The following is a 20424-nucleotide window of genomic DNA, read 5'->3' as shown; positions in this document are numbered from 1 at the left end:
GCGTGCTCGCGAACGCGTCGGGCCGTTCGCTGTTGCGCCTTATATCACCGACGCGGTTCAACTTCAACCGCCATCAGAAAGTAAACACTAGTTGCTCCTGCCAGCGATATTGTCGCGGTGTGAAAGCGTTCAGCGGCACGAAGAAGTTCGGGAACTGGCCGCTGTTGCGCAGCTCGTTCTGAATGTAGAACAGACTTTGCCAGGACACTTTACGATTGATTGCATAGTCAAAACGGAAGTGATGCGTGCGGATGTTCACTCCGCTTCCAGTGCCCAAATCGTTGTCAGTAAATTGGGAGATCAAAGCGTTCGCGCCTTTGATTGAAAACAAGTAAAGGAAAGCCATGTCGCCGCGCTTGGTCGCGCGGCTGGGGCCGACTTGTAGCGCGGCCAGCATCGCATCGCGTTCAGGCATGCCAATACCGACATTTCGCGACCCCTGAAGATAGAAAGTTACGGGATAGTCGTGGCCGCCCTTTGAAAATCCAGCCCAGTTCAAACGGTACGTGAGGCGCGCGATATGAAAATTGCGGGCCGTGTAGATCGCTCCGCCCGGGCTCGTAGTGGCATTGCCGGTGCCCGATATGGGACCGGAAAGCGCGATGCCCAGACCGTTTTGCACAATGATGGCCACGCCATTGGCGGTCGATGGGAGTTGGATCTGATTCGGATTTCGATACACCTGCACGTCGCCGCCGAACTGCGAGCTCCAACGATCGTTGTATTTCTGATTCAGCAATAAACCCTGGTGAAACAGTTGCGCGGCGCGACCGGTTGAACCGATGACGGCGCCCGCCTGCGCCAGAGGACTTCCCGGGGTCACGATGGCCACGTTCGGGTTCGTCAGGAAGTATTGGCCCGCACGCAATTCCAAACTTGAAACTCTCAGGCTGTTGTTTTTGAAAAAGAAGATGTACTTCTCGTTGAACCCATTAAATCGCACGTCGTCGTCAAACATGAACTTCGAATTGTCGGCAAAGATTTCCTGCACGCGTCCCGCCTGAAGCTGGAGCGACTTGTTCGGGTGATAGTCAATCCAGGCCTCACTGATAAAGAACGGATGCTTGACCGTGGTCTGCGCGAAATCCTGATCCGCCGAAAGGGGATCGGTGATCGCACCGGTCGAGAGTTGTCCGTGAAAACTGAGTTTCGAATTGATGTCAGTATCGAAGTTGAAGCGGAAACGATACCTCATGCGCACGTTTTGCACGTGTGTGAGCGGCGCGAATCCGGCGGGAGGGTTCGGTTCCGCTGGCCGGAACGTTCCGTCAAAGCGCAATCGGAAATCACCACTGAATCGGAACGGACCAAACTTCAACACGCGCTCTTCGAGTTTCTTGATTCGATCTTCCGACGGATTTTGGGCCGCCGTATCGGTGGTCGTCGAGATGGTGGGTTCCGTCGCCGAGGCGACTGTGCCCGGCGCTGAATCGACGGCGCCGGTGGTGGTGTTCGCGACTCGCGCGGCGACCAATTGATTAATCAGTCGCTGCTGCTCAGCGATCAGAGCAGTCAGTTGATCGATGCGGCCGTTTTGCGCTCGCAATTGTTCTTCCAGCAGCTCGAGCTTGTGCGCGATATCCGCGTCGGGCTTTGCCGTGGGCGGGACATTCGGGTCGTTGCCGGCGCGCGCGACTTCCGCTTGCGCGTAATGCGAAACCGGCACAACTAAAAGAACCAGCAGCGCGAGCATGCCGGGGATAGAAAGAGGCCGCATTCTAAACATGGTTTGTTACTCCATTTCTTCCGAGCGAGGCAAGATTTTCGAATTGCACCTTACAGGTTATTGATTTCGCGTTACAAGTGTTTGAAGCGGAAGTTAACTCGACGTTAACGGTGGCGAAGTGAGTCAGTTCCGGGAGCGGACCGGGCAGCCCGCGTGGGTGGTGGATGCGACGATCGAGAAGGAACCTGCAAACTAAAGGACCATTTAAAACGAAAGCGGCGATGCTCCCACTCATCGCCGCTCTCTCGCGCGTAATCGCGCGGGAGCAAAGCATTCAGCCTCACTCCAAGTGCCGTGTATTGTAATAAAATTCCCGCGCGCGTCAACCTTCCTTTCCCGCGGGTTACCCGTCTGGGTGTGGCGCTCTCCAACCGAAGTTCCGGTGCCGGCAGAGCCGCCCGCCAGTTCGACGCTTGAGCCCTCGCGCTGACCCCGTTATTCTCAAGCCTAATGAAGAAGTTTGGCAGGAGCGTCCTGAACTTTGCGCTGATCATCGGGGGCGTCTTTTCGGCCGCGTTCGGGCTGAAGGGCTTTCTTTTGTCGAGCCGTTTCATCGACGGTGGGGTGACGGGTGTTTCGATGTTGCTGTCGGACATTTTTCATCTGCCCCTGTCGATTCTGATCCTGGTCATTAATCTTCCCTTCATCGCTATCGGCTATCGCCAAATCGGGCGCGTGTTCGCCATCAAGAGCGTCCTGTCGATCGCCGGGCTGTCGCTGGTGCTGGCATTCGTAAAGTTTCCCGACGTGACGCCGGACAAACTTTTGACGGCGGTCTTCGGAGGTTTCTTTATCGGCGCGGGCATCGGGATGGCCATCCGTGGCGGAGCGGTTTTGGATGGAACTGAGATTGCCGCACTCCTCGTCAGCCGCACCAGCAACTTGCTGAATGTTGGCGATGTCATCCTCATCCTCAACATCTTCATATTCCTGACGGCTGCCTTCTTTCTCGGCCTCGACTCAGCTATGTATTCAATCCTGACGTACGCCGCGGCTTCGCGGACGATTGATTTCCTGCTTCACGGCATCGAGGAATACCGGGGCGTGACCATTGTTTCGGTAAAGAGCCAGGAGATTAAGGACGCGATCATCAACCAACTGCATCGCGGCGTTACAGTTTACAAAAGCACCGGCGGGTTAGGGACCCACGGTTGGACTGAGGAAGAACGGGAGATTCTCTACTGCGTTGTCACGCGACTGGAGATCTCAAGAATCAAGAATGCCGTAACCGAAATCGATCCGGATGCATTCATTGCCATGCAGGCTTTATCAGATGTTCACGGCGGGCTGGTAAAGAAGCCCATTTTTCACTGACTCCGAATCGTCCTGGTTTGCGGGGCGCAATTCAGAAGACAATTCACGCACCCGGCGCAGAACACCATCAAGCACGTCGATGGTTTCGCGCAGACGCGAGAGGGCTGATTCGTGTACTTCACCGGATGTTTGTATCGCTTTGAGGTTAAGGCTGACGGCCTTCAGCGACTGGCCGATGTTGTCGTGCAGCTCGCGCATAATGTTTTCGCGTTCGGCCTCCTGCGCGTTAACCAGGCGGCGCGAATACGTCTGTAAAGCGCGCTGGGCATGTTTTTTCTCGCTGATATCGCGCACCGTGCCTTGCACGCCCGCCGGCTCGCCGTTCCGGTAGATCATTCGGCTGCTGACTTCGACCGGCTTGCGGGTCCCGTCTTTGCACGCAATCTCTGTTTCGTACGTCGTCTCGAGCGGCACATCGAGCTTGCGGCAGAAATTTTCGCGCACGGTTTTCAAGTACGTCGGCCGCACAAAGTTCGAGTAATGCTTGCCGAGAATCTCTTCACGGCTGTATCCGGTCAGTTCCTCTGCGGCGTGATTGACCGAAGTATAGCGGCCGTTCATGTCGTGAATGTAAATCGCGTCACGCGAATGCTCGAACAACTCCCGATAGCGTTCTTCGCTTTCGCGCAAGGCAGCTTCAACCTCTGCCAGTCGTTGTGACTCAGTCCGTTCAGCTTCGCGCTGAGGTTTCTGAGCAGTGTGATCGTGAGAAGGGGTCATTGCTTACAAAGGGCCCGCCGCGGCGCCGGACATGGGCGGCGAGATAATAGCAAAATACTGGCAAGCCTGTTTAGTAAAGTTGTTAGCAATCCCGCGCCGGTAGTCCGGAACTGAACGTGCGCGCCTGCGTCGGATTGTTAGGCGAGCGCAAACCCATCAAGCGGTGGGCACACGTCCTTCAATTGGATCGAGCGTCTGACTTCGAATAAGAAGACCACACCGATCGTGCCGGGCGCCCAGTTTCAATTTTCAGCAAGCAACGTGCGCTATCTGCCAGGAGTGCAGCCGGGTCTCGCCGTGCCGGCGGTGTCCTGGCTGCCGGCGGCGATCTGCTTCACCGTATCACCCGCGCGTAATTCAACGCGCCCCTTTTTCACCGCCACCACAGTATTACCGCAGCTCGTGTCGATGGATAGTTCGGCTTTCTTGTCACCGATGGTTGTTATCTGGCCATCACCAGTGGTGAGACTGAAATTGGAATCCGTGAAAGTCAGTTTGGCGGTGGTCTCAGGCTTCAGCTCAACCCTGCCGAGTTTTCCCAGGCTGACCACGGCGCTGGATCCTTTTGCGGTGGTGACCGTGCTATCGGAGAAAACTGTCGCGCCGCTGATTGCGGACGTGCCGTTAACCGTCACCGCACCAGGCCCGTCAATCTTGAGTTTGGGCGTCTCGGCGCGTTGTGGCGACAGTCCCCACGCCACTGACGAAATACCTCCGACCAGTATCAGAAACAGCAGTGCTCGCATTCTTCTCATGGTTATGCTCCCGTTCAAATTGAATTTGGGTTAATGCCGTTCGCGGTCTTCGGATTCTCCAAGGGGGAGCGGAAAGCTATCACTGTTATTTGAAAGTGACAAATGGGCCAATCCACTCGAAAGACCCAATTGACACTTGTGAACTGAGCGGCAATCATGCTGAGATCGCGGAAATGAAACTGGCTCAATTCAAACCCAAAAACGGGGACCAGCCTTGCGTGGGGGTGCTGCTTGGCGATGTCGTTTGCGATGTTGCCGAGCTGGCGCGGGCCCAGCGATCCGGCGGCGCCAGAGTCGCCGATTGGTTGCTCGAAACAAATAGCACGCTGGACGTCATCAGTCGGGGAGCGGAAGGTGTCGAACAATTAGAGGCACTCGTTACTCTTCAAACCGGCTCGCGAATATCTGTAGCTGGTTTTAGCGAAGCAGACATCGAGTTTCTTCCCGCGGTTCGTCCCGGCAAGATTCTCGCAATTGGCCGCAATTACGCCGACCACGCGATCGAGGGTGGCGGCGAGCCTCCGAAAGCGCCGCTTATTTTTGCGAAACTCTCGAATGCCTTGAGCGCGCACAACGCGCCGATTGTGCTGCCGGCGGTTAGCGAAACTATCGATTGGGAAGCTGAGCTGGCCGTTGTAATCGGCCGTAGCGCAAAAAGCGTCAGCGAAGCCGACGCGCTCGACTACGTTTTCGGCTATACGTTGATGAACGATGTGACGGCGCGCGATCTGCAACGCAAGGACGGACAATGGACGCGCGGCAAAGGCCTCGACACGTTCGCGCCGCTGGGTCCTTTCATCACCACGCGCGACAAGATTGAGGATATTCAAAACCTGAAGATTGAAGGCTTGTATAACGGTGAAGTCACGCAGGCTTCCAACACAAGCAAGATGATCTTCAGCATTGCTTACCTGATTTCTTACATTTCGCAGGGCATCACGCTCGAACCGGGCGACGTCATCGCCAGTGGCACTCCCGAAGGCGTTGGTTTCTTCCGCGATCCGCCGGTGCTGCTAAAGGCGGGTGACGTATGCGAAGTGCGCGTGGAAAAGCTTGGCGCACTGCGCAATCCGGTCGTGGCTCCACGATGAACTTCCATTCCGGTTACGTCGCGCTCGTCGGCCGGCCAAACGCGGGCAAATCGACGCTGCTCAATCGGCTGGTCGGCGAAAAGATCGCGGCGGTCTCGAACAAGCCGCAAACCACTCGCTTCAAAATCCTCGGCATCGTTAATCGTCCCGCAGGTCAGATTGTCCTGGTCGATACGCCGGGCGTGCACAAACCCGGATACGAATTGAACCGGCGGATGATGTCTGCGGTGCATGATGCGCTGCTCGGCGTGGATGTCGTTTGTCTGATTCGCGATGCGTCGGCGGCGACCGGAAACGGCGATCGGTTTGTGCTTGATCTGGTGAAGCAATCAGGGAAGGCTGCGATTCTCCTGCTGAACAAGACCGACAAGCTGGCGGACAAGTCCCAGCTGTTACCACTGATCGAGTCATACCAGAAAGAGCACGAATGGAAAGCCATCGTCCCAATCTCTGCCTTAAAAGGCGATCAGATCGAACAACTGTTGCACGAGATGAGCGAGAACCTGCCGGAAGCCGGGCCCATCTTCTCGGACGATGAGTTCACCGATCAATCAATGCGCGCACTCGCGGCCGAGATCGTCCGTGAAAAGATCCTGGAAACGACTGGCGAAGAGATTCCTTATGTCACTGCAGTTGTGACCGAACGGTGGGAGGAGGAGCGGGAAGACTTCACCAGGATTTACTGCACGATTTTCGTCGAGCGCGACTCACAGAAGAAGATCATCATTGGCCGGGGTGCTCAGCGGCTAAAACAAATCGGAACGCGCGCGCGTGGAGAGATCGAGAAGATGCTGGGCCATCGCTGTCATCTCCAACTCTTCGTCAAGGTCGAAGAGGATTGGCGCGACAAACAGCGCCTGCTGAACGAAATGGGAATCGCATGAAGACCTGGCAGGTCATGGATGCGATCGTCATCAGCGATGCTCGCGAAGCAGCCGAGTACGGGCTGATGGAAGCCGGCGCGATTGGAACTGAGACGACCGACGAGGCAGAGGGCCGCCTGCGGGTGTCCGCGTACTTTGATAGTCCTGAGTCAGGAAATACCGCGCAGGAGAGCGTGCTTGCAGCTTTACAAATCTACGGCTTCGACAAAACTGCATTAATTGAATTTCAAACGCGCGTGATCGCCGATCAAGACTGGCTGTCTGAATGGAAGAAGCATTGGCGGCCAGTCGAGGTAGGTCGATTCATCATTGCGCCACCGTGGTCGGAACCGCCTGCTGCTGATGATCACCTCCTTATCCGTATCAATCCCGGCATGGCTTTCGGCACCGGCACGCACGAAACAACGCGGCTCTGCTTGAAAGCGATTGAAAAATACTACGCGAGTGGAAGCTTCCTCGACGTCGGAACGGGTACGGGAATCCTGGCCATCGCGGCCGCGAAGATATGTCAGAAGCCCGACCAACCGGGGCCCCCACGCGGGCAACCCGCGTGGGGTGGTCGTCAGGAAGGCTTACCTTCCATCACGGCATGCGACACCGATGCCGATGCAATCGCGATCGCGAAAGAAAATGCCGATTTAAATCAGGTGGGCGAGCACATCGATTTCCGCGTGGGAACGATTGATGAAAAGACACCTTCAGCGGATTTGGTTTGCGCGAATCTTACGGCGCCGGTGATCGTCGATCTGCTGCCCGCATTGCTCGGAGTCACTTGCGGCCGCTTAGTTCTGTCTGGAATTCTTGAGACCCAGTTCGAGATGGTGCACGCGCGGCTTTTGGAGCAGGCCGCGACGGTAAACGAAATCATGCAGGACAATGAGTGGCTCGCTCTGGTGATTTGATTTCCCTTTCCCAAGAGCGAGGGAGCAAGCGAAAAATGACTCGACGAAGGTTCTACGCACCGCGAATCGCATTCGCTGCCGACAGCGACACAATTACGCTTAGTGACGATCAGGCGCGACATGCGCGCGACGTACTGCGCCTCGGCCGCGATGATGAAGTCTTCGTATTCGACGGCGAGGGACGCGAGTATCGCTGCCTCATCGCGGACATCGGCTCGCGCTCAATGACGCTGACTGTCGCCGAGGAAACCGAAGCAGCCAGGCCTGAGTCACCGCTCGATCTCACCCTGGCGGTGGCTTTGCTTAAAGGCGAGAAGTTTGATCTCGTCGTACAGAAGGCCACGGAGCTTGGCGTGACGAGGTTGGTGCCGCTGATCACGGCGCGCGCGGATGTTCGGATTCGCGAACCTCAGGATGCAGCGCGAAAGGCCGAGCGTTGGCAGCGCATCGCGCTTGAATCAGCCAAACAGTGCGGACGGGCGCGGCTTATGCTGGTGGATAAACCGGCTAACCTCGACGAATTTTTCCGATCCATTACCGATGTTCACCTGGGGGTGATGTTTACCGCGCGTGACGGCGCATCGATGGAGGTCGCGTTTGAAACGAAGCCGGACTTTAAAAGCGTCATCGCGCTGGTGGGTTCGGAAGGTGGGTGGACCGACGATGAGCTAAGTCAGGCATGCAAGCACGAATGGCAGCTCGTAACTCTCGGCGGCCGCACGTTGCGCGCGGAAACGGCGGCGATTGTGGCTGCGACTCTGCTCCAGCATCGGCTCGGAGACCTGGGCTGAATTCTGATTGGTTAGAGGCGGGCTACTGCCCGCCGTTCTCTACATTGCGTTGGCGGGCGGTAGCCCGCCTCTAAACGATCAACGAAAAAGCCTCTCGGAACTGAAACCGATCTCATTTCGTTTACAGTGGCAGGTTAGTGAAAATGGCAGCAATCGAACCGCAAACCATCAATAGAGCACGCTGCGATTTGGCGCAACGGCTTCGGCTCAATGAAACGGAAATTACCGAAGTGGACGTCGAACCTGCCGATTTTCCGGATGGTTCACTCGGCGCACCGGTCGAAGACGAGATGAGCGCGCAGGTCATTACGCCCGGCTGGCGCATTCATTTCCAGGCCGGCGGCGAGATTTATGAATATCGCGCGACTGAGCGGCAGTTGCGTTTGGTAAACTTCAAAGGTCAGAACTGTCGCGTCTGAATATGCGCGCAATGATCTATGTCACGTAATTTCTGGCTCAACATCTCAATCGCGGCGGCGCTAATTCTGATCGCAGCGTTCGCTGGTCAATTGCACAAATGGCGGAAGAACCGTCCGGCGCGCGAGGCGTCCGACACGTCACGACCGCTGGACGCTGCGAGCGAGGGTGACGAGGATGAAGCAGGTTCGCTGAGGACTGAGATCCTTGTCCGCTTTAAGCCCGGCATTACGCGACAGGCGATTGAAACTATTACCACGCGTATGAACGACGACGTGGAAGATCGCATCGAGGCAGTCGAAGGTCTCTCAGTCATTGAAGACGAAGACAATCGGAGCGCTGACGAAGTGGTGGCGCAGTACCGCATGCTCTCGGAAGTCGAATACGCCGAACCGAACATTCAGATCAAGCTCGATCACGAAGGCGCCGGCAAACACGTCCACGCCAACGACGAACTCTTCTACAAGCAATGGGGACTGTTCAATCACGGCCAGGACGGGGGAAAGTCAGGCGCGGACATCAGCGCGATGCAAGCCTGGGCCACGACGCAGGGCAGCGGCGAGGTGGTCGTGGCCCTGCTCGACAGCGGCGTTGACTACACGCATCCCGATCTGGCCAGAAACATCTGGCGCCGGCCGGGAATCATCATCGCCTACCAGGACGAAGACCTGACGCCTGACGGGCCAATTGATGACATCAATGGGCTGAACCTGTTGGAAGACACGGGCGATCCGATGGACGACAACGGGCATGGCACGCATTGCGCCGGCATTATCGGCGCTGAAGGCGATAACGAGATCGGTGTCGCGGGCGTGAACTGGACGGTGAAGATCATGCCGCTGAAATTCATGGACGCCGAAGGCGTAGCCACAGTGCGCGACGCGATCGAAGCGATCAACTACGTGATCAATCGAAAGCGCGCCGGCGTGAACGTGCGCATCATCTCTTCGAGCTGGGGCACATTTGCGAAGTCCCGTGCGCTGGAAGATGTGATTCGCAAGGCCGGCGATGAAGGAATCCTGGTTGTCGCCGCCGCCGGCAACTCGAGTTCTGACAACGACGCCAAACCGCACTATCCGGGTAGTTTCGATCTGCCCAACGTGATCAGCGTCGCCGCTTTAAATCGGAATGATGAGCTGACGACCTTTTCAAACTTCGGCGCGACGAGCGTCGATATCGCCGCTCCCGGTCAGCAAATCGTCAGCACCTGGCTCGAGCACGGGTACCAGGAGAAGCAGGGCACTTCGATGGCAACCCCGTTCGTGTCGGGTGTGGCCGCGCTCATCCTCGCCGCCAATCCCGGCATTTCCATAGATGAATTGCGTGCTCGGCTGCTCAACTCGGTCGATCCGTTGCCGTCCTTGCGGGGCAAAGTCACCACCGGTGGCCGGATTAACGCCGCGAAGGCGCTGACGCCCTGAGATGTCTCGGCGTTGGGTCTCGACTTTCAGCGGCAACTTGAACTACGAATAATCCCGGCTAATCAAGTTTTCGTTGACTCTGATTAGGACTTCAAATATTCTTCGCCCGTTCTGCGCAACCCACAGGCTGGTCCTCAGAGCCTCGATAACGATTTCGATCCAGCCTTAGCTTTGAGCCAATCTAAATTCGAGTTTGCGCATGCGAAGCTGTGCCCGACCTCAAAGAAATCATTGACGGCCTTGTATACGCGCTGAAGCAGCTCTTTGGTGAGAATCTTCACCCACTAATAATCAAAATAGTTATCGGCGCTGTCCTGTTGGCGTTGCTCGTAAGAGGCGCGATTTGGTTTATCAAGATGTTGACCGAGAACATCGGACCTCTCTTGTATAGCGCTGATGAAAAGAAACGCGCGCGTCAACGGCGCCGGTTTGCCGAACACATCGAACGTGAAATAAAGCGGCTTAATAGCCTTGAAGAATGGAATGAATACCGCTTTGCGGAGCTCGAAGCAGAAGTTGAAGCAGATGCTGAGCGCCGCGTATTCCGGCTATTTGGTTTTGGGAAAGCTACGCGCAGCGGACTTCGACGCGAAAGGTCTTTATCTAAAGCTCTTGAGAAAAGCAAAGATCGATTAATTCAACTGGAGGGAGATCCCGGATCGGGTAAGAGTGTCGCGCTTCGGTTCGTCGCTCAATCGCTTGCCGACCGTGCGTCAAGATCAGGCAGTACGAAAAGTCTCATACCTATCTACATTAACCTAAAAGAATTATCGAGGCTCGATGGCGAGCCCGTAGATCGCACGCTCATTGAGTCATTCGTGTTCAAATCGCTTAACCGCGTAAATGACCGGGACATCGAAGAGTACCTTGAACAGGAATTCAGCACCGGAATCAAAGACGGAACATGGCTGTTTCTGTTTGACTCGTTTGACGAGATACCGGAAATCCTTAGCTCTACAGAAGCTGACGCGGTCATACGCTCCCATGCCGACGCTATCTCCGATTTCTTGAGTGGCATGAATCAGTGCCGCGGCGTACTCGCTTCACGACACTTCCGTGGTCCGGGTGGATCTCAGTGGGCACAGTTTAGAATTCTGCCGCTATCAGAGAAGCGTCGTCTCAACCTTATCCGGAAAGCTGAATTGGAACCGGTAGCGGAGGGCGAGGTGATATCGCAATTGGGATTCGCCAACCCGGAGATTCGCGACATGATCAGGAATCCGATGCTCCTTGGTTTACTTTGTGCACACATGAAGTCCGGCAATTCGTTTCCGAGTAACACTCACACCCTATTTGCTACCTACATCGACAATAGACTAACCCGGGATCGTGATCGGCTCTGGCGACGATTTAAGATCGAACCTGGGGAACTTCGGGTCGTGTCTGAGCAGGTGGCATTCGTTATGGCTGCGGATCTTGGCTTAGGCTTAAGTCCATCGCGCAAAGCACTTACACGAGCTTTGATTAATAGAGGAACGGAAATCGCGGCTCTCGGAAATTTCGAAGTGACTTTGGATGCTCTCGAATTCATCAAGCTTGCGCGGTCTGAAGTGGCAAGCGCCGTTGGTGACTCGAAACCCTTCACGTTTGCACATCGTCGTTTCCAGGAATATTTCGCAACGTGTGTGGCCCTTCGGGAACCCGAGCGCGTCACCGCAAAGGATCTGGTTAGTGATGCTCGATGGCGCGAAACGGCCGTCGTAATGTGTCAGACTCAGCCCGTCCAATCTCTATCACCGCTTCTTGACGAACTCAGGCGAACCCTTGCGTTGGCTATTAACTCGGTTCCGGAGGAATTCCTATTAGCCAGTGATGTCGGCGGTGCGGGCGAGAAACAAAAAAGAACGGTTATCGAACGATTTCCTTGGCCATTGCGCGCGCTTCATGTGCTCAGTCTCGTGCAAGACGGATTTGGACGTAGGTTAACGGAACTACCAAGTGACATCAGAGTACAAGCTGCGACGCTTGTAAATGCAGCGAGCAGTAGTGGCGGGCATTTCGATAGAAAATGGGCATTGGAAGTGGCCGGCGCGCTCCCCGCTTCAGAGTTAACTGAACTAATTCGACGTGCTTTTGCGACAGGCAGCCAGATGCTAAACGATGTCGCTTATAGACAAGTTGCCCGTCTAACAGAGATCCCTGGTGACATAGTCCGTTCAATTTATAAGGGATTAACCAGACTCGCCCTGGAAGGTCGACTACAAGCAGAGAAGTACTCAACTTATGCTCATCTGGCGCGTCTAGACAAAGCGGGCGATTTCATGAGGGCTTTTCGCTTGCTGTTGTGGATTCCATTCGTTGACGGTGTCACACACGCGGTGATTTTTGTTGTGGCGGCAGCCACCCTGCCGAAAACAGAAATGATTGTAAAGATGGGTATGCTTCTTGTCTTACTACTTGCTTGTGCCTTTTCCCATCTCAGTTTATGTAGACCCCAATACTTGGGAGCGGGCAGCATCAGTTTGGCAAAAGGGAATATCATGCTCCGGATCTATGCTCTTATTTTCGTGCCGGGTGTTGTGATTTTGCTTGCTCGAGGCTTGCATGGCCCAGCCTTGACGCTCCTGCCATTGCTTTTTTACATACTGGCATGGGCGCCGTCAGCATTATTAGCTTCCAGGGTGGGCCAGTTTACATCGATCGGCTGGTGGCCGGTTATGCCGCTGGTAACGATATTAATTCTTGGGAAGAATCTGGGGTCTATTCTTTCAAGAGTCTTTGAAAACAAACGCAAAGCGTTAGGTGTCATATTCCTTACGATCACGCTCGTTGTGATTTCCGGAGTATTGGTCTTTGCCATAATCCGGTTCGTGGATATTACGAGCCCGATTGTAATGTGGGTAATGTATGCAATCTATTCGTTCTCACTTCTTGTTTTTCTGGTGGGGAGGCGTCACTGGGTAAAGGACAGAATCCATTGGATTAGAGGGTCCAAGAATTATGCACATTCCATTACTTCGAGTGAATTTTTGAGATTGGTAGAACAGTACTCGACTGCGACAATGCGATTACGGTTGATCGGGCGGATTAGGAAAAACGCGTCTTTGGTGGCGACGGAAGAAACAGAAAACATGATTGCAAAGTTGTGCCTCCGCATTGAAAGGGATCGAATGCAACGGCAATCGAGCAGGTCGGGCGGCTCAGAAGAGAACATCCCGGACTTCTTTACCGGTAACAAATCCGAACCCGTCTCAGTTGACCGAGATGAGTTTGACACTTGGTATGAAACTCGACTTATAAAGAAAGGCACATTATTTCCCCACGAGTTTGATATCCTCGACGAGCTATCCTTGTTACTTGAACAGATTCGGGCGAGACAACACCGGACGGCCTGAGCTGCTCACTTCGATATACCGATTGCGGACTTGGGCGAATCCGAAATCAGGAGTGCAGGATGGGAGTTATTTCGGAAAACACTTCCGCGCCAGACAGCCCTCCTTGCGCGCGCGCCACACCCTGTGTGATTATTGGCTCAATGAATGTCACGATTCACATCCCCGAATTCCTGAGGAGCCGATAAAGAGTGAAGGCGGAATTAGCGCAATTAATCGCACTACAGAAGACTGATACAAATATAAGAACACTACAGACTGAAATCGAAAGCATTCCTGAAAGGCGCGCCGAGATCGAAAGAGAGTTCGATCAGCGCGCTTTTGAAATTCGTGCCCTCGAACAAAAGAAAGAAGCAGCCTTTCACGAGCGGGCGCGAGTGGAAAAGGAAATCTTCGAACAGAAGCAGCGGCTTGAGCGCGCTGAAAGAAACCTAAAGGCCGTCAAGAAGCCTGACGAGTACACGGCCGCGATTCGCGAAGCCGATGCCGCGCGCAAACAGATTTCCGCATACGAGACGCAGGTGCTCGAACAAATGGAAGGCTTCGAGTCGGCCGAGAAAGAATTGAAAGAGCGGGCGCCGGAAGTCGAAAAGCTGCGCGAAGATATGCAGGCGCGCTTTGCTGAGTTTGACGAGCAGGTGAAGCGGCAAGAGAAAGAGTTGGAAGAAGCGCGCGCGGAACGCGAACGGCTGATGAAGGAACTCCCCAAGCCGATGGCCGCCCTCTTCAACCGCATCAGCAAGCGCATCAGAGACGGCGTGGCCGTGGCGCGAGCGCACAATGGCGCTTGCACCGCGTGCTTCATGGCTCTGCGTCCGCAGATCATGGCCGACGTGAGGCGCGGCAATGAAGTGATCACGTGCGACAACTGCAATCGCATTCTTTACTACGAACCTGAGAACGCGGCGCAGCCGGCACACGTTTCGTAGAACTGGTTGTCTTTGTTTAGAGGCGGGCTACCGCCCGCCCTACTCTCGCGGGACGAAGGCGGGCAGTAGCTCGCCTCTAAACGATTGACATACTGGAATCCGGTCGGGTAAAAGTCGTGGCCTACGGAGAGAGCGAACATGGCGGAAGAAACTAGCGAGCGTAAGCCGGCAAAAACATTCGACAGCGCCTACGGTTTTTCATTCAGCATCGCAGTCGGATTGGTCCTGTTCATCGCCGGCCTGGTAATTAGCCTGACATTGAGTGATGGCACGAAGATCGGCTTGATCTTCGGAATACCTCTGCTGATCGCGGGCCTCGTGCTACCCGTCTTCATGATGCGCGACTTGTTCAAGACAAATGAGATTAACGCTCCCTGTCCGAACTGTAGCGCGCCCATCCGAACTTCAGACGCAACGCTCCGTCTGAAATGCCCACATTGTCACAGTGTGATTGATGTGCGAGAGAAAGAATTGATCCTGGCGGCGCAGTAGCCTGAAGCAGCTTAACTAGTCGTAATCGGGAGCCAATCTCGCGACGAATAGTCGCTCAGCGTCAGCGCGAACATAATTCCCATCCAAAACAGCGCCGCGGCAATCACCAGCCAAATCAGCCGACCACTGTAGCGCACGTGCATGAAATAGAGCACGACGAACGTCGCTTTTACGGTCGCGATCGTCAGCGCCACAATAGCGTTCAACGGCCCCGGAAAATCCTGGAATGCGGCGAGTACCGTAATCACGGTGCCGACCAACAGAACCAGAAAGATACCGATGTAGACCCGCGGATAAACTATGTGTTCGCTCATAACGGTACGTGCGCGTCTCGCGCGCTCTAATGGAAAGCACGCCAGAGGCGTGCGTACCTAATTAGTGTCCTTCCAGGTGCCGTCCCAACAGGTACAGCAAGGGAAACAAAAAGATCCAGATGATATCGACGAAGTGCCAGTACAACCCGAAGATCTCTACCGGCGCGTGATACTCGGGACTAAACTTACCGCGCCAGGCCATGATTAAGATGACGATCAGGATTCCGGCGCCGATAATCATGTGCAGCGCGTGCATGCCGGTCATGATGAAATAAATCCAGTAGAACATTTCGACATGCCGGACTGAGACACCTTCGGGCAGGTGAAACTTGTGCGGATCCGTGTCGCCGTGTTGCGCCACCGCTGGATTAAATGGATTGCCGGGGATCAACTGGCCAGGAATCAGATGATCATGGTACTTGGTGTTCCATTCGACGGCTTTGATACCGAGAAACGCGAGGCCGAGCACGAGCGTTAACACCAGAAAGATGATCGTATTTCGCCGCTTGCCGATCTGCGTGCTGAAGACGGCCATCGCCATCGTAAAGCTGCTGACGATCAGGACGAGGGTGTTCACGCCGCCAAGTTTCCAGTCGAGGTGATTACTCGCCACCGCGAACGCATCCGGATACTTGTAGCGATAAAGCGTGTAGGCCAGGAACATGCCGCCGAAGAACATTATCTCGGTGACCAGAAACACCCACATGCCGAGCGTGCCCGCCTCGCGCTGCTGCTCCATGTTCTCGAAATGGTGCTGCAACGCGGGATGCGCGTGTGGTTCGTGTTCAGTTGTCGCTAAACCCTCAGCCATAAAAAGGAAACGGCTTCTCCCTCTCGAACTTTCCGACTACTTCTTTCGTTTCCGGCGGCGCGAATTCATAAGCTTCCTCGCGCACGATCGGCGTCTCAATAAAGTTTTCCGTCGGGGGCGGCGAAGCCGTCTGCCACTCAAGTCCCGGTAACTGCCACGGATTCGCTTCCGCAAGGCGTCCGTATCGCAGCGACCACGCCAGATAGATCAGTGGAATCAGCAGCCCGATGCCGAGAATTGACGCGCCCGCCGTCGAAAGCACATGCAGTACTTGCCACGACACCTCTTCGACCGGGTAGGTGTGATAGCGCCGCGGCATGCCCATATAGCCGAGCACGAACTGCGGCGAAAACGTCAGATTGAAGCCGATGAAAACAACCAGCGCTGAGAAACGGCCCCAGCCTTCGGGATACATGCGGCCGGAAACCTTCGGCCACCAGTAATGCAGGCCGCCCAGATAAGCGAGCAGCGTCCCGCCCACCATGATGTAGTGAAAGTGCGCGATGACGAAGTAGGTGTCGCTCAAGTGTACGTCGGTCGCCAACGCCGCCAGGAATAATCCCGTCATGCCGCCGATGGTGAACAGGCCAATGAAGCCGAGCGCGTAGAGCATCGGGGTGTCGTACGAAATCGAGGCTTTATAAAGCGTGGCCGTCCAGTTGAATACTTTAATTGCCGAAGGAATCGCGACGGCGAAGCTCAGGAATGAAAAGATCATTCCGGCATAAACCGACTGGCTGGCGACGAACAAGTGATGGCCCCAGACCAGAAAACCGAAAACGGCGATAGCCAGACTCGAGAAGGCGACGAACTTATAACCAAAAATGTTCTTGCGCGAGAAGTTCGCGATCAGCTCACTGACCACGCCCATCCCGGGCAGGACCATGATGTAAACGGCCGGATGCGAGTAGAACCAGAACAGGTGTTGAAAGAGGACCGGATCGCCTCCCAGCGCCGGGTCGAAGATCCCGATCTTCGCAAGTCGTTCGAATGCCAACAACAGCACGGTGATGGCAATGACCGGAGTGCCGAGGATCATGATCAAGCTGGTCGCGTAGTGTGACCAGATAAAGAGCGGCAGCCGGTACCAGGTCATCCCCGGCGCGCGCATCGTGTGAATCGTGACGATGAAATTCAGGCCGGTCAGAATCGATGAGAATCCGTTGATGAAAATTCCCAGGCCCGTCGCCAGCACGTACGAATTCGAAAACGTAGTGCTGTAAGGCGTATAGAAGGTCCAGCCCGTATCGACACCACCGGCGAGCAGCGCGTAAATCGTGATGATGCCGCCGAGCATGTAGATGTACCAGCTCAACAAATTGATCCGCGGGAAAGCGAGATCCTTCGCACCAATCATCATGGGCACGAGGAAGTTGCCGAGCGTGGCCGGGATCGACGGAATCAGGAAGAAGAACACCATGATGATTCCGTGCTGCGTGAACATCTTGTTGTAGGTGCTTGATTGCGTGAGGTCGCCCTGCGGCGTCAGCAACTCCAGGCGAATCGCCATCGCGTACAGACTGCCGATCAGAAAGAAAAAGCTGATGGCCCCCATGTAGAGGATGCCGATCCGCTTATGGTCTTTGGTCAGCAGCCACGACTTGATGCCGTATTCGGCATTCAGGTAATTCGTGCGTGGCGGTTGGATAGTGAATTCTTCCATTGGAAACTCAAATTAAACCCAATTCTTCGACTGTGCCGTCGCTCGACTCGTCGCTTGCCACCGCACAGTGCGGTAAGGCTCTGCCTTACCGTTGCTCCTCCGTTTAGAATTGAGGCTACGCCTCGACGACCTCCGAGGCGTAGCCTCGGAAAGAAATTTAGTTCGCTTCTCGGTAAGCCATAGGCTTACCGCACTGCTGCGGCGAAGCCGCAAGAACTCTTCTGTTCAGATCCAGACATCATCTATTGGGCGAAGTTGGGCTACTGCTTCGCACCGGGTTCGCGCTTTGCGGCGTTCCGGTCGCCGGCGGCTTTGCCGTCGTCGTTTCTGGCTGCGTGGTCGAAAGCGACTTGATGTACGCGACCAGACTCAAAAGCTGCTCTTCGGTCACTTGTCCCTGGAACGACGGCATTATCGGCCCAAAGCCAGTGACGACCTTCGCCTGCGGATTGATAATCGATTCGCGGACATATCCCTCATCAGCTTTCGCCGTCCCATTGTTAAGCACGCGATTGCTGCCGAAAACGCCGAGCAGCGTCGGGCCGCGTCCGCCTTCCGCATTGGCGCCGTGACATGACGCACAGCCGAGCGATTCGTAAAGCGAATGTCCGACCGCGGCCGGGGATGCCGCGTTCGCATTACCGCTCAGCCAATTGTCGAAAGCGGCAGGCTCCATGACTTCAATGTAGCCGCGCATGCCCGAATGATTCATGCCGCAGTATTCGGCGCAGAAAAAGTGATACCGGCCGGGCTTGGTCGCCTCGAACCATTGCACGGTGTACTTGCCGGGGACCACGTCCATCTTGTTCCGAAACGCTGGAAAGAAAAGGTCGTGGATCACGTCTTCGGTCGTCATGATCAACTTAACCTTGCGACCGACGGGCACGTGCAGTTCATTGATTTCGCGCTGGCCGGTCGTGTGTTGAAACTTCCACATCCACTGTTTGCCGACAACGTAAACTTCCATCGCATGCTGCGGTGGACGGTACTGCGCAAAATAAACTTTCGCGCCCCAGACAAAGATCGTCATCGAAATGACCAGGGGGATTACCGACCAAAGCGTCTCGAGTTTGGTCGAGCCTTCCACGGGCCGCGGAATTTCGAACGGGTTGCGGCGGCGATAGCGGATGACAAAGAAGATGATGACGAGCGAAATCAGCGTCACAAAGAAGACCGTGACGCCCGAGATATAGAAATACACGGCGTCCACGTCGTCCGAAAGTGTCGAAGCACTTTCAGGAATGAATGGAATCCAAGACTGTAGTAACAACATCAACATCGCGATTGCTTAGAGGCGGACGCCCGCCTCTATTGCGCGGGCAACGCCCGCGCCTAAACAAATTCTTTAGCTAACCGCGCGGACAACATTCGTCCCGCGCCTTCGCAACTTCAACAACATTCCGACAATCAATCCAACCGTAATCACTCCGGCGACCTTCATGCCATTCATCACGGACGCGCCATACTTTCCGGTCGCCGGGTCATAGTGATAGCAGTACAACATCAGCGTATCGACGGGCGTGCCGATGTGATTCTCCGAAGCTTCGACCAAAGCGAGCCGCATCCAGTGATGCGGGTACTCGATGCCATAGAAATAGCGCGCAAGTTTTCCTTCCGGCGTGGTCACGAAGATTCCGCTCGCGTGCGCAAACTGGTTCGTCTTGTCGTCCCACTGGTAGCGAAAGCCCACCGCGTCAGTCACGCGCTTGATGTTCGCATCGTCGCCGGTCAAAAAATGCCAGCCGGCATTGGCGTTCGCACGGTTGTAGGCCTTCACGTAGGTCTGTTTCGCGGCCGCGGCCAGTTGCGGCGTCTCGCGCGAATCGAAACTGATCGCGACGATTTGATAATCTTCGCCGGCATTGAACGAAACCTGCCGCACCGAAGTCAGCGTGCCGATCAAAATCTGGTTGCAGAGCCTCGGACACGAGTAATAAACCAGCGCCAGCACGACGGGCTTACCTTTGAAGTATTCACCCAGACGCACTTCGCGGCCCTGGTCATCTTTGAAGACCGCATCGAGCGGCAGAGACTCGTTCAGACGCTGATCGATACCGACCTCTTTCAAAATCGGCGGCAATCCGGTCGAGACACTCCCTGACTTCGTGCGCGCGCCATACAAAGGCGAAGTCAACGGCGGAACGCCGGGCTGCGCGAAAACTGTGAGCAGTGAACAGTGAGCAGTGAGCAGAAGTAAAACAGTGAGCAGTGAGCGGCGCGCAGTGCGCAGTAAGAAGCCCGAACGCGATCGAGCGCCGTCTTGGGTGAAAAACTTGCGAGTCAATAGCTTGAAGTCAGCCGTCATTTTCTGCTCACCGCCTACTGCTCACTGCTCACTCTTCTTCACCGTCAGTTGCTTCAAAGCTTCTTCCTTCGCTTGTTCGATAGGCATGCCGAAGCGTTGACCGTGCTCGTCGGTCGGACCGTGTTCGAGCACGTGATTCCACTGTTTGCGCAAGACTCTGATCTCCCACAGCGGATCCTTTGGCGTGTCGAATCCTTTATTCGCCGTTTGAAACTTGCGCTCTTCGTGCTGGCCCGGCGCCGCTTTTTCAAGGCTCTCGGCAAAACCCGGCGCGCCTTGCAAACGCGGCTCAGGCGGTTGGCGTTCTTCCGCGGTCGGCGCTAAAGGAGATCGATGTTGGGTCTGTTCTTGATGCGTCTCAGACCTTTGCAACATGCGAAACATGCCCCACAAGCCGATAAATGTAACAATCGTGAGCACCAGCAGCCCGATGACAAACTTCGCGATACTGCCGACGTCAACGTCACTCTTCTCGTGCGTCACATCGATATTCTTGATGTGCGACGTGTCCGGCGTCTCGGTTATGTGTAGATCGCGCTTACTCATGAAGTTAATCG

Annotated in this window: 19 protein-coding genes; 10 read left to right on the top strand and 9 right to left on the bottom strand. The window is 55.3% G+C overall.

Annotated features, from left to right (window positions below; translation table 11 throughout):
* Positions 1 to 73: 73 nt before the first annotated feature.
* On the bottom strand, positions 74 to 1717 hold the full coding sequence (locus VFX97_09710; GenBank protein HEX5703461.1) for a putative porin: 1644 nt from the start codon (positions 1715 to 1717) through the stop codon (positions 74 to 76).
* A 459-nt stretch (positions 1718 to 2176) separates the two neighbouring features.
* Here VFX97_09710 and VFX97_09705 point away from each other — a divergent pair, with 459 nt between their 5' ends.
* Positions 2177 to 3040, top strand: a complete 864-nt coding sequence (locus VFX97_09705; GenBank protein ID HEX5703460.1) for a YitT family protein — start codon at positions 2177 to 2179, stop codon at positions 3038 to 3040.
* Here VFX97_09705 and VFX97_09700 read toward each other — a convergent pair.
* Both VFX97_09700 and VFX97_09695 read right to left on the bottom strand, forming a co-directional pair.
* Entirely contained in the window at positions 2996 to 3760 is a 765-nt protein-coding gene (locus VFX97_09700) for a PAS domain S-box protein (GenBank protein HEX5703459.1), read from the bottom strand. The genes VFX97_09705 and VFX97_09700 overlap by 45 nt on opposite strands.
* Positions 3761 to 4026: 266 nt before the next feature.
* Positions 4027 to 4515: a hypothetical protein gene (locus VFX97_09695; GenBank protein HEX5703458.1), complete on the bottom strand. Its 489-nt coding sequence runs from the start codon at positions 4513 to 4515 to the stop codon at positions 4027 to 4029.
* A gap of 173 nt (positions 4516 to 4688) precedes the next feature.
* Between VFX97_09695 and VFX97_09690 the strand changes: the two genes are divergently transcribed.
* The 9 genes from VFX97_09690 to VFX97_09650 all read left to right on the top strand — a co-directional run bounded on the left by VFX97_09690 (position 4689) and on the right by VFX97_09650 (position 14774).
* Entirely contained in the window at positions 4689 to 5606 is a 918-nt protein-coding gene (locus VFX97_09690) for a fumarylacetoacetate hydrolase family protein (protein HEX5703457.1), read from the top strand.
* Entirely contained in the window at positions 5603 to 6490 is an 888-nt protein-coding gene (gene era, locus VFX97_09685; GenBank protein HEX5703456.1) for a GTPase Era, read from the top strand. The genes VFX97_09690 and era overlap by 4 nt, the downstream gene beginning before the upstream one ends.
* Positions 6487 to 7392 (top strand): 50S ribosomal protein L11 methyltransferase, encoded by a 906-nt coding sequence (locus VFX97_09680; protein ID HEX5703455.1) that lies wholly within the window; start codon positions 6487 to 6489, stop codon positions 7390 to 7392. Before era ends, VFX97_09680 begins: the two co-directional genes overlap by 4 nt.
* 35 nt (positions 7393 to 7427) lie before the next feature.
* Positions 7428 to 8183 (top strand): 16S rRNA (uracil(1498)-N(3))-methyltransferase, encoded by a 756-nt coding sequence (locus VFX97_09675; protein HEX5703454.1) that lies wholly within the window; start codon positions 7428 to 7430, stop codon positions 8181 to 8183.
* A gap of 143 nt (positions 8184 to 8326) precedes the next feature.
* Positions 8327 to 8602, top strand: coding sequence for a hypothetical protein (locus VFX97_09670; protein HEX5703453.1), 276 nt, complete (start codon positions 8327 to 8329; stop codon positions 8600 to 8602).
* An 18-nt stretch (positions 8603 to 8620) separates the two neighbouring features.
* Positions 8621 to 10021 (top strand): S8 family peptidase, encoded by a 1401-nt coding sequence (locus tag VFX97_09665; GenBank protein HEX5703452.1) that lies wholly within the window; start codon positions 8621 to 8623, stop codon positions 10019 to 10021.
* Positions 10022 to 10230: 209 nt separating this feature from the next.
* A complete protein-coding gene (locus VFX97_09660) occupies positions 10231 to 13356 on the top strand; it encodes an NACHT domain-containing protein (GenBank protein ID HEX5703451.1) in 3126 nt (1041 codons plus the stop codon).
* Positions 13357 to 13544: 188 nt separating this feature from the next.
* Positions 13545 to 14282 (top strand): C4-type zinc ribbon domain-containing protein, encoded by a 738-nt coding sequence (locus tag VFX97_09655; protein HEX5703450.1) that lies wholly within the window; start codon positions 13545 to 13547, stop codon positions 14280 to 14282.
* A gap of 138 nt (positions 14283 to 14420) precedes the next feature.
* Positions 14421 to 14774, top strand: coding sequence for a hypothetical protein (locus tag VFX97_09650; GenBank protein ID HEX5703449.1), 354 nt, complete (start codon positions 14421 to 14423; stop codon positions 14772 to 14774).
* Positions 14775 to 14785: 11 nt separating this feature from the next.
* Here the strand turns inward: VFX97_09650 and VFX97_09645 are convergent, their stop codons facing one another.
* From VFX97_09645 to VFX97_09620, 6 genes are all read right to left on the bottom strand, one after another.
* Positions 14786 to 15088: a cytochrome C oxidase subunit IV family protein gene (locus VFX97_09645; protein HEX5703448.1), complete on the bottom strand. Its 303-nt coding sequence runs from the start codon at positions 15086 to 15088 to the stop codon at positions 14786 to 14788.
* A gap of 61 nt (positions 15089 to 15149) precedes the next feature.
* Entirely contained in the window at positions 15150 to 15899 is a 750-nt protein-coding gene (locus VFX97_09640) for a cytochrome c oxidase subunit 3 family protein (GenBank protein ID HEX5703447.1), read from the bottom strand.
* Positions 15892 to 17562, bottom strand: coding sequence for a cbb3-type cytochrome c oxidase subunit I (locus tag VFX97_09635; GenBank protein HEX5703446.1), 1671 nt, complete (start codon positions 17560 to 17562; stop codon positions 15892 to 15894). Before VFX97_09635 ends, VFX97_09640 begins: the two co-directional genes overlap by 8 nt.
* A 238-nt stretch (positions 17563 to 17800) precedes the next feature.
* Positions 17801 to 18841, bottom strand: a complete 1041-nt coding sequence (gene coxB / locus VFX97_09630; protein ID HEX5703445.1) for a cytochrome c oxidase subunit II — start codon at positions 18839 to 18841, stop codon at positions 17801 to 17803.
* A gap of 66 nt (positions 18842 to 18907) precedes the next feature.
* The gene (locus VFX97_09625) at positions 18908 to 19867 is read right to left on the bottom strand and encodes an SCO family protein (GenBank protein ID HEX5703444.1); all 960 of its coding nucleotides are present in this window, start codon (positions 19865 to 19867) and stop codon (positions 18908 to 18910) included.
* 21 nt (positions 19868 to 19888) lie between these two features.
* Positions 19889 to 20413 carry a hypothetical protein gene (locus VFX97_09620; GenBank protein ID HEX5703443.1) on the bottom strand — a complete coding sequence of 175 codons (525 nt, stop codon included), beginning with the start codon at positions 20411 to 20413 and terminating at the stop codon, positions 19889 to 19891.
* Positions 20414 to 20424 lie beyond the last annotated feature (11 nt).

The organism is Pyrinomonadaceae bacterium, from assembly GCA_036277115.1.
Classification (GTDB): Bacteria; Acidobacteriota; Blastocatellia; order Pyrinomonadales; family Pyrinomonadaceae; genus UBA11740.
The sequence above is the reverse complement of the archived record's forward strand: the minus strand, read 5'-3'. Positions and strand labels throughout refer to the sequence as shown.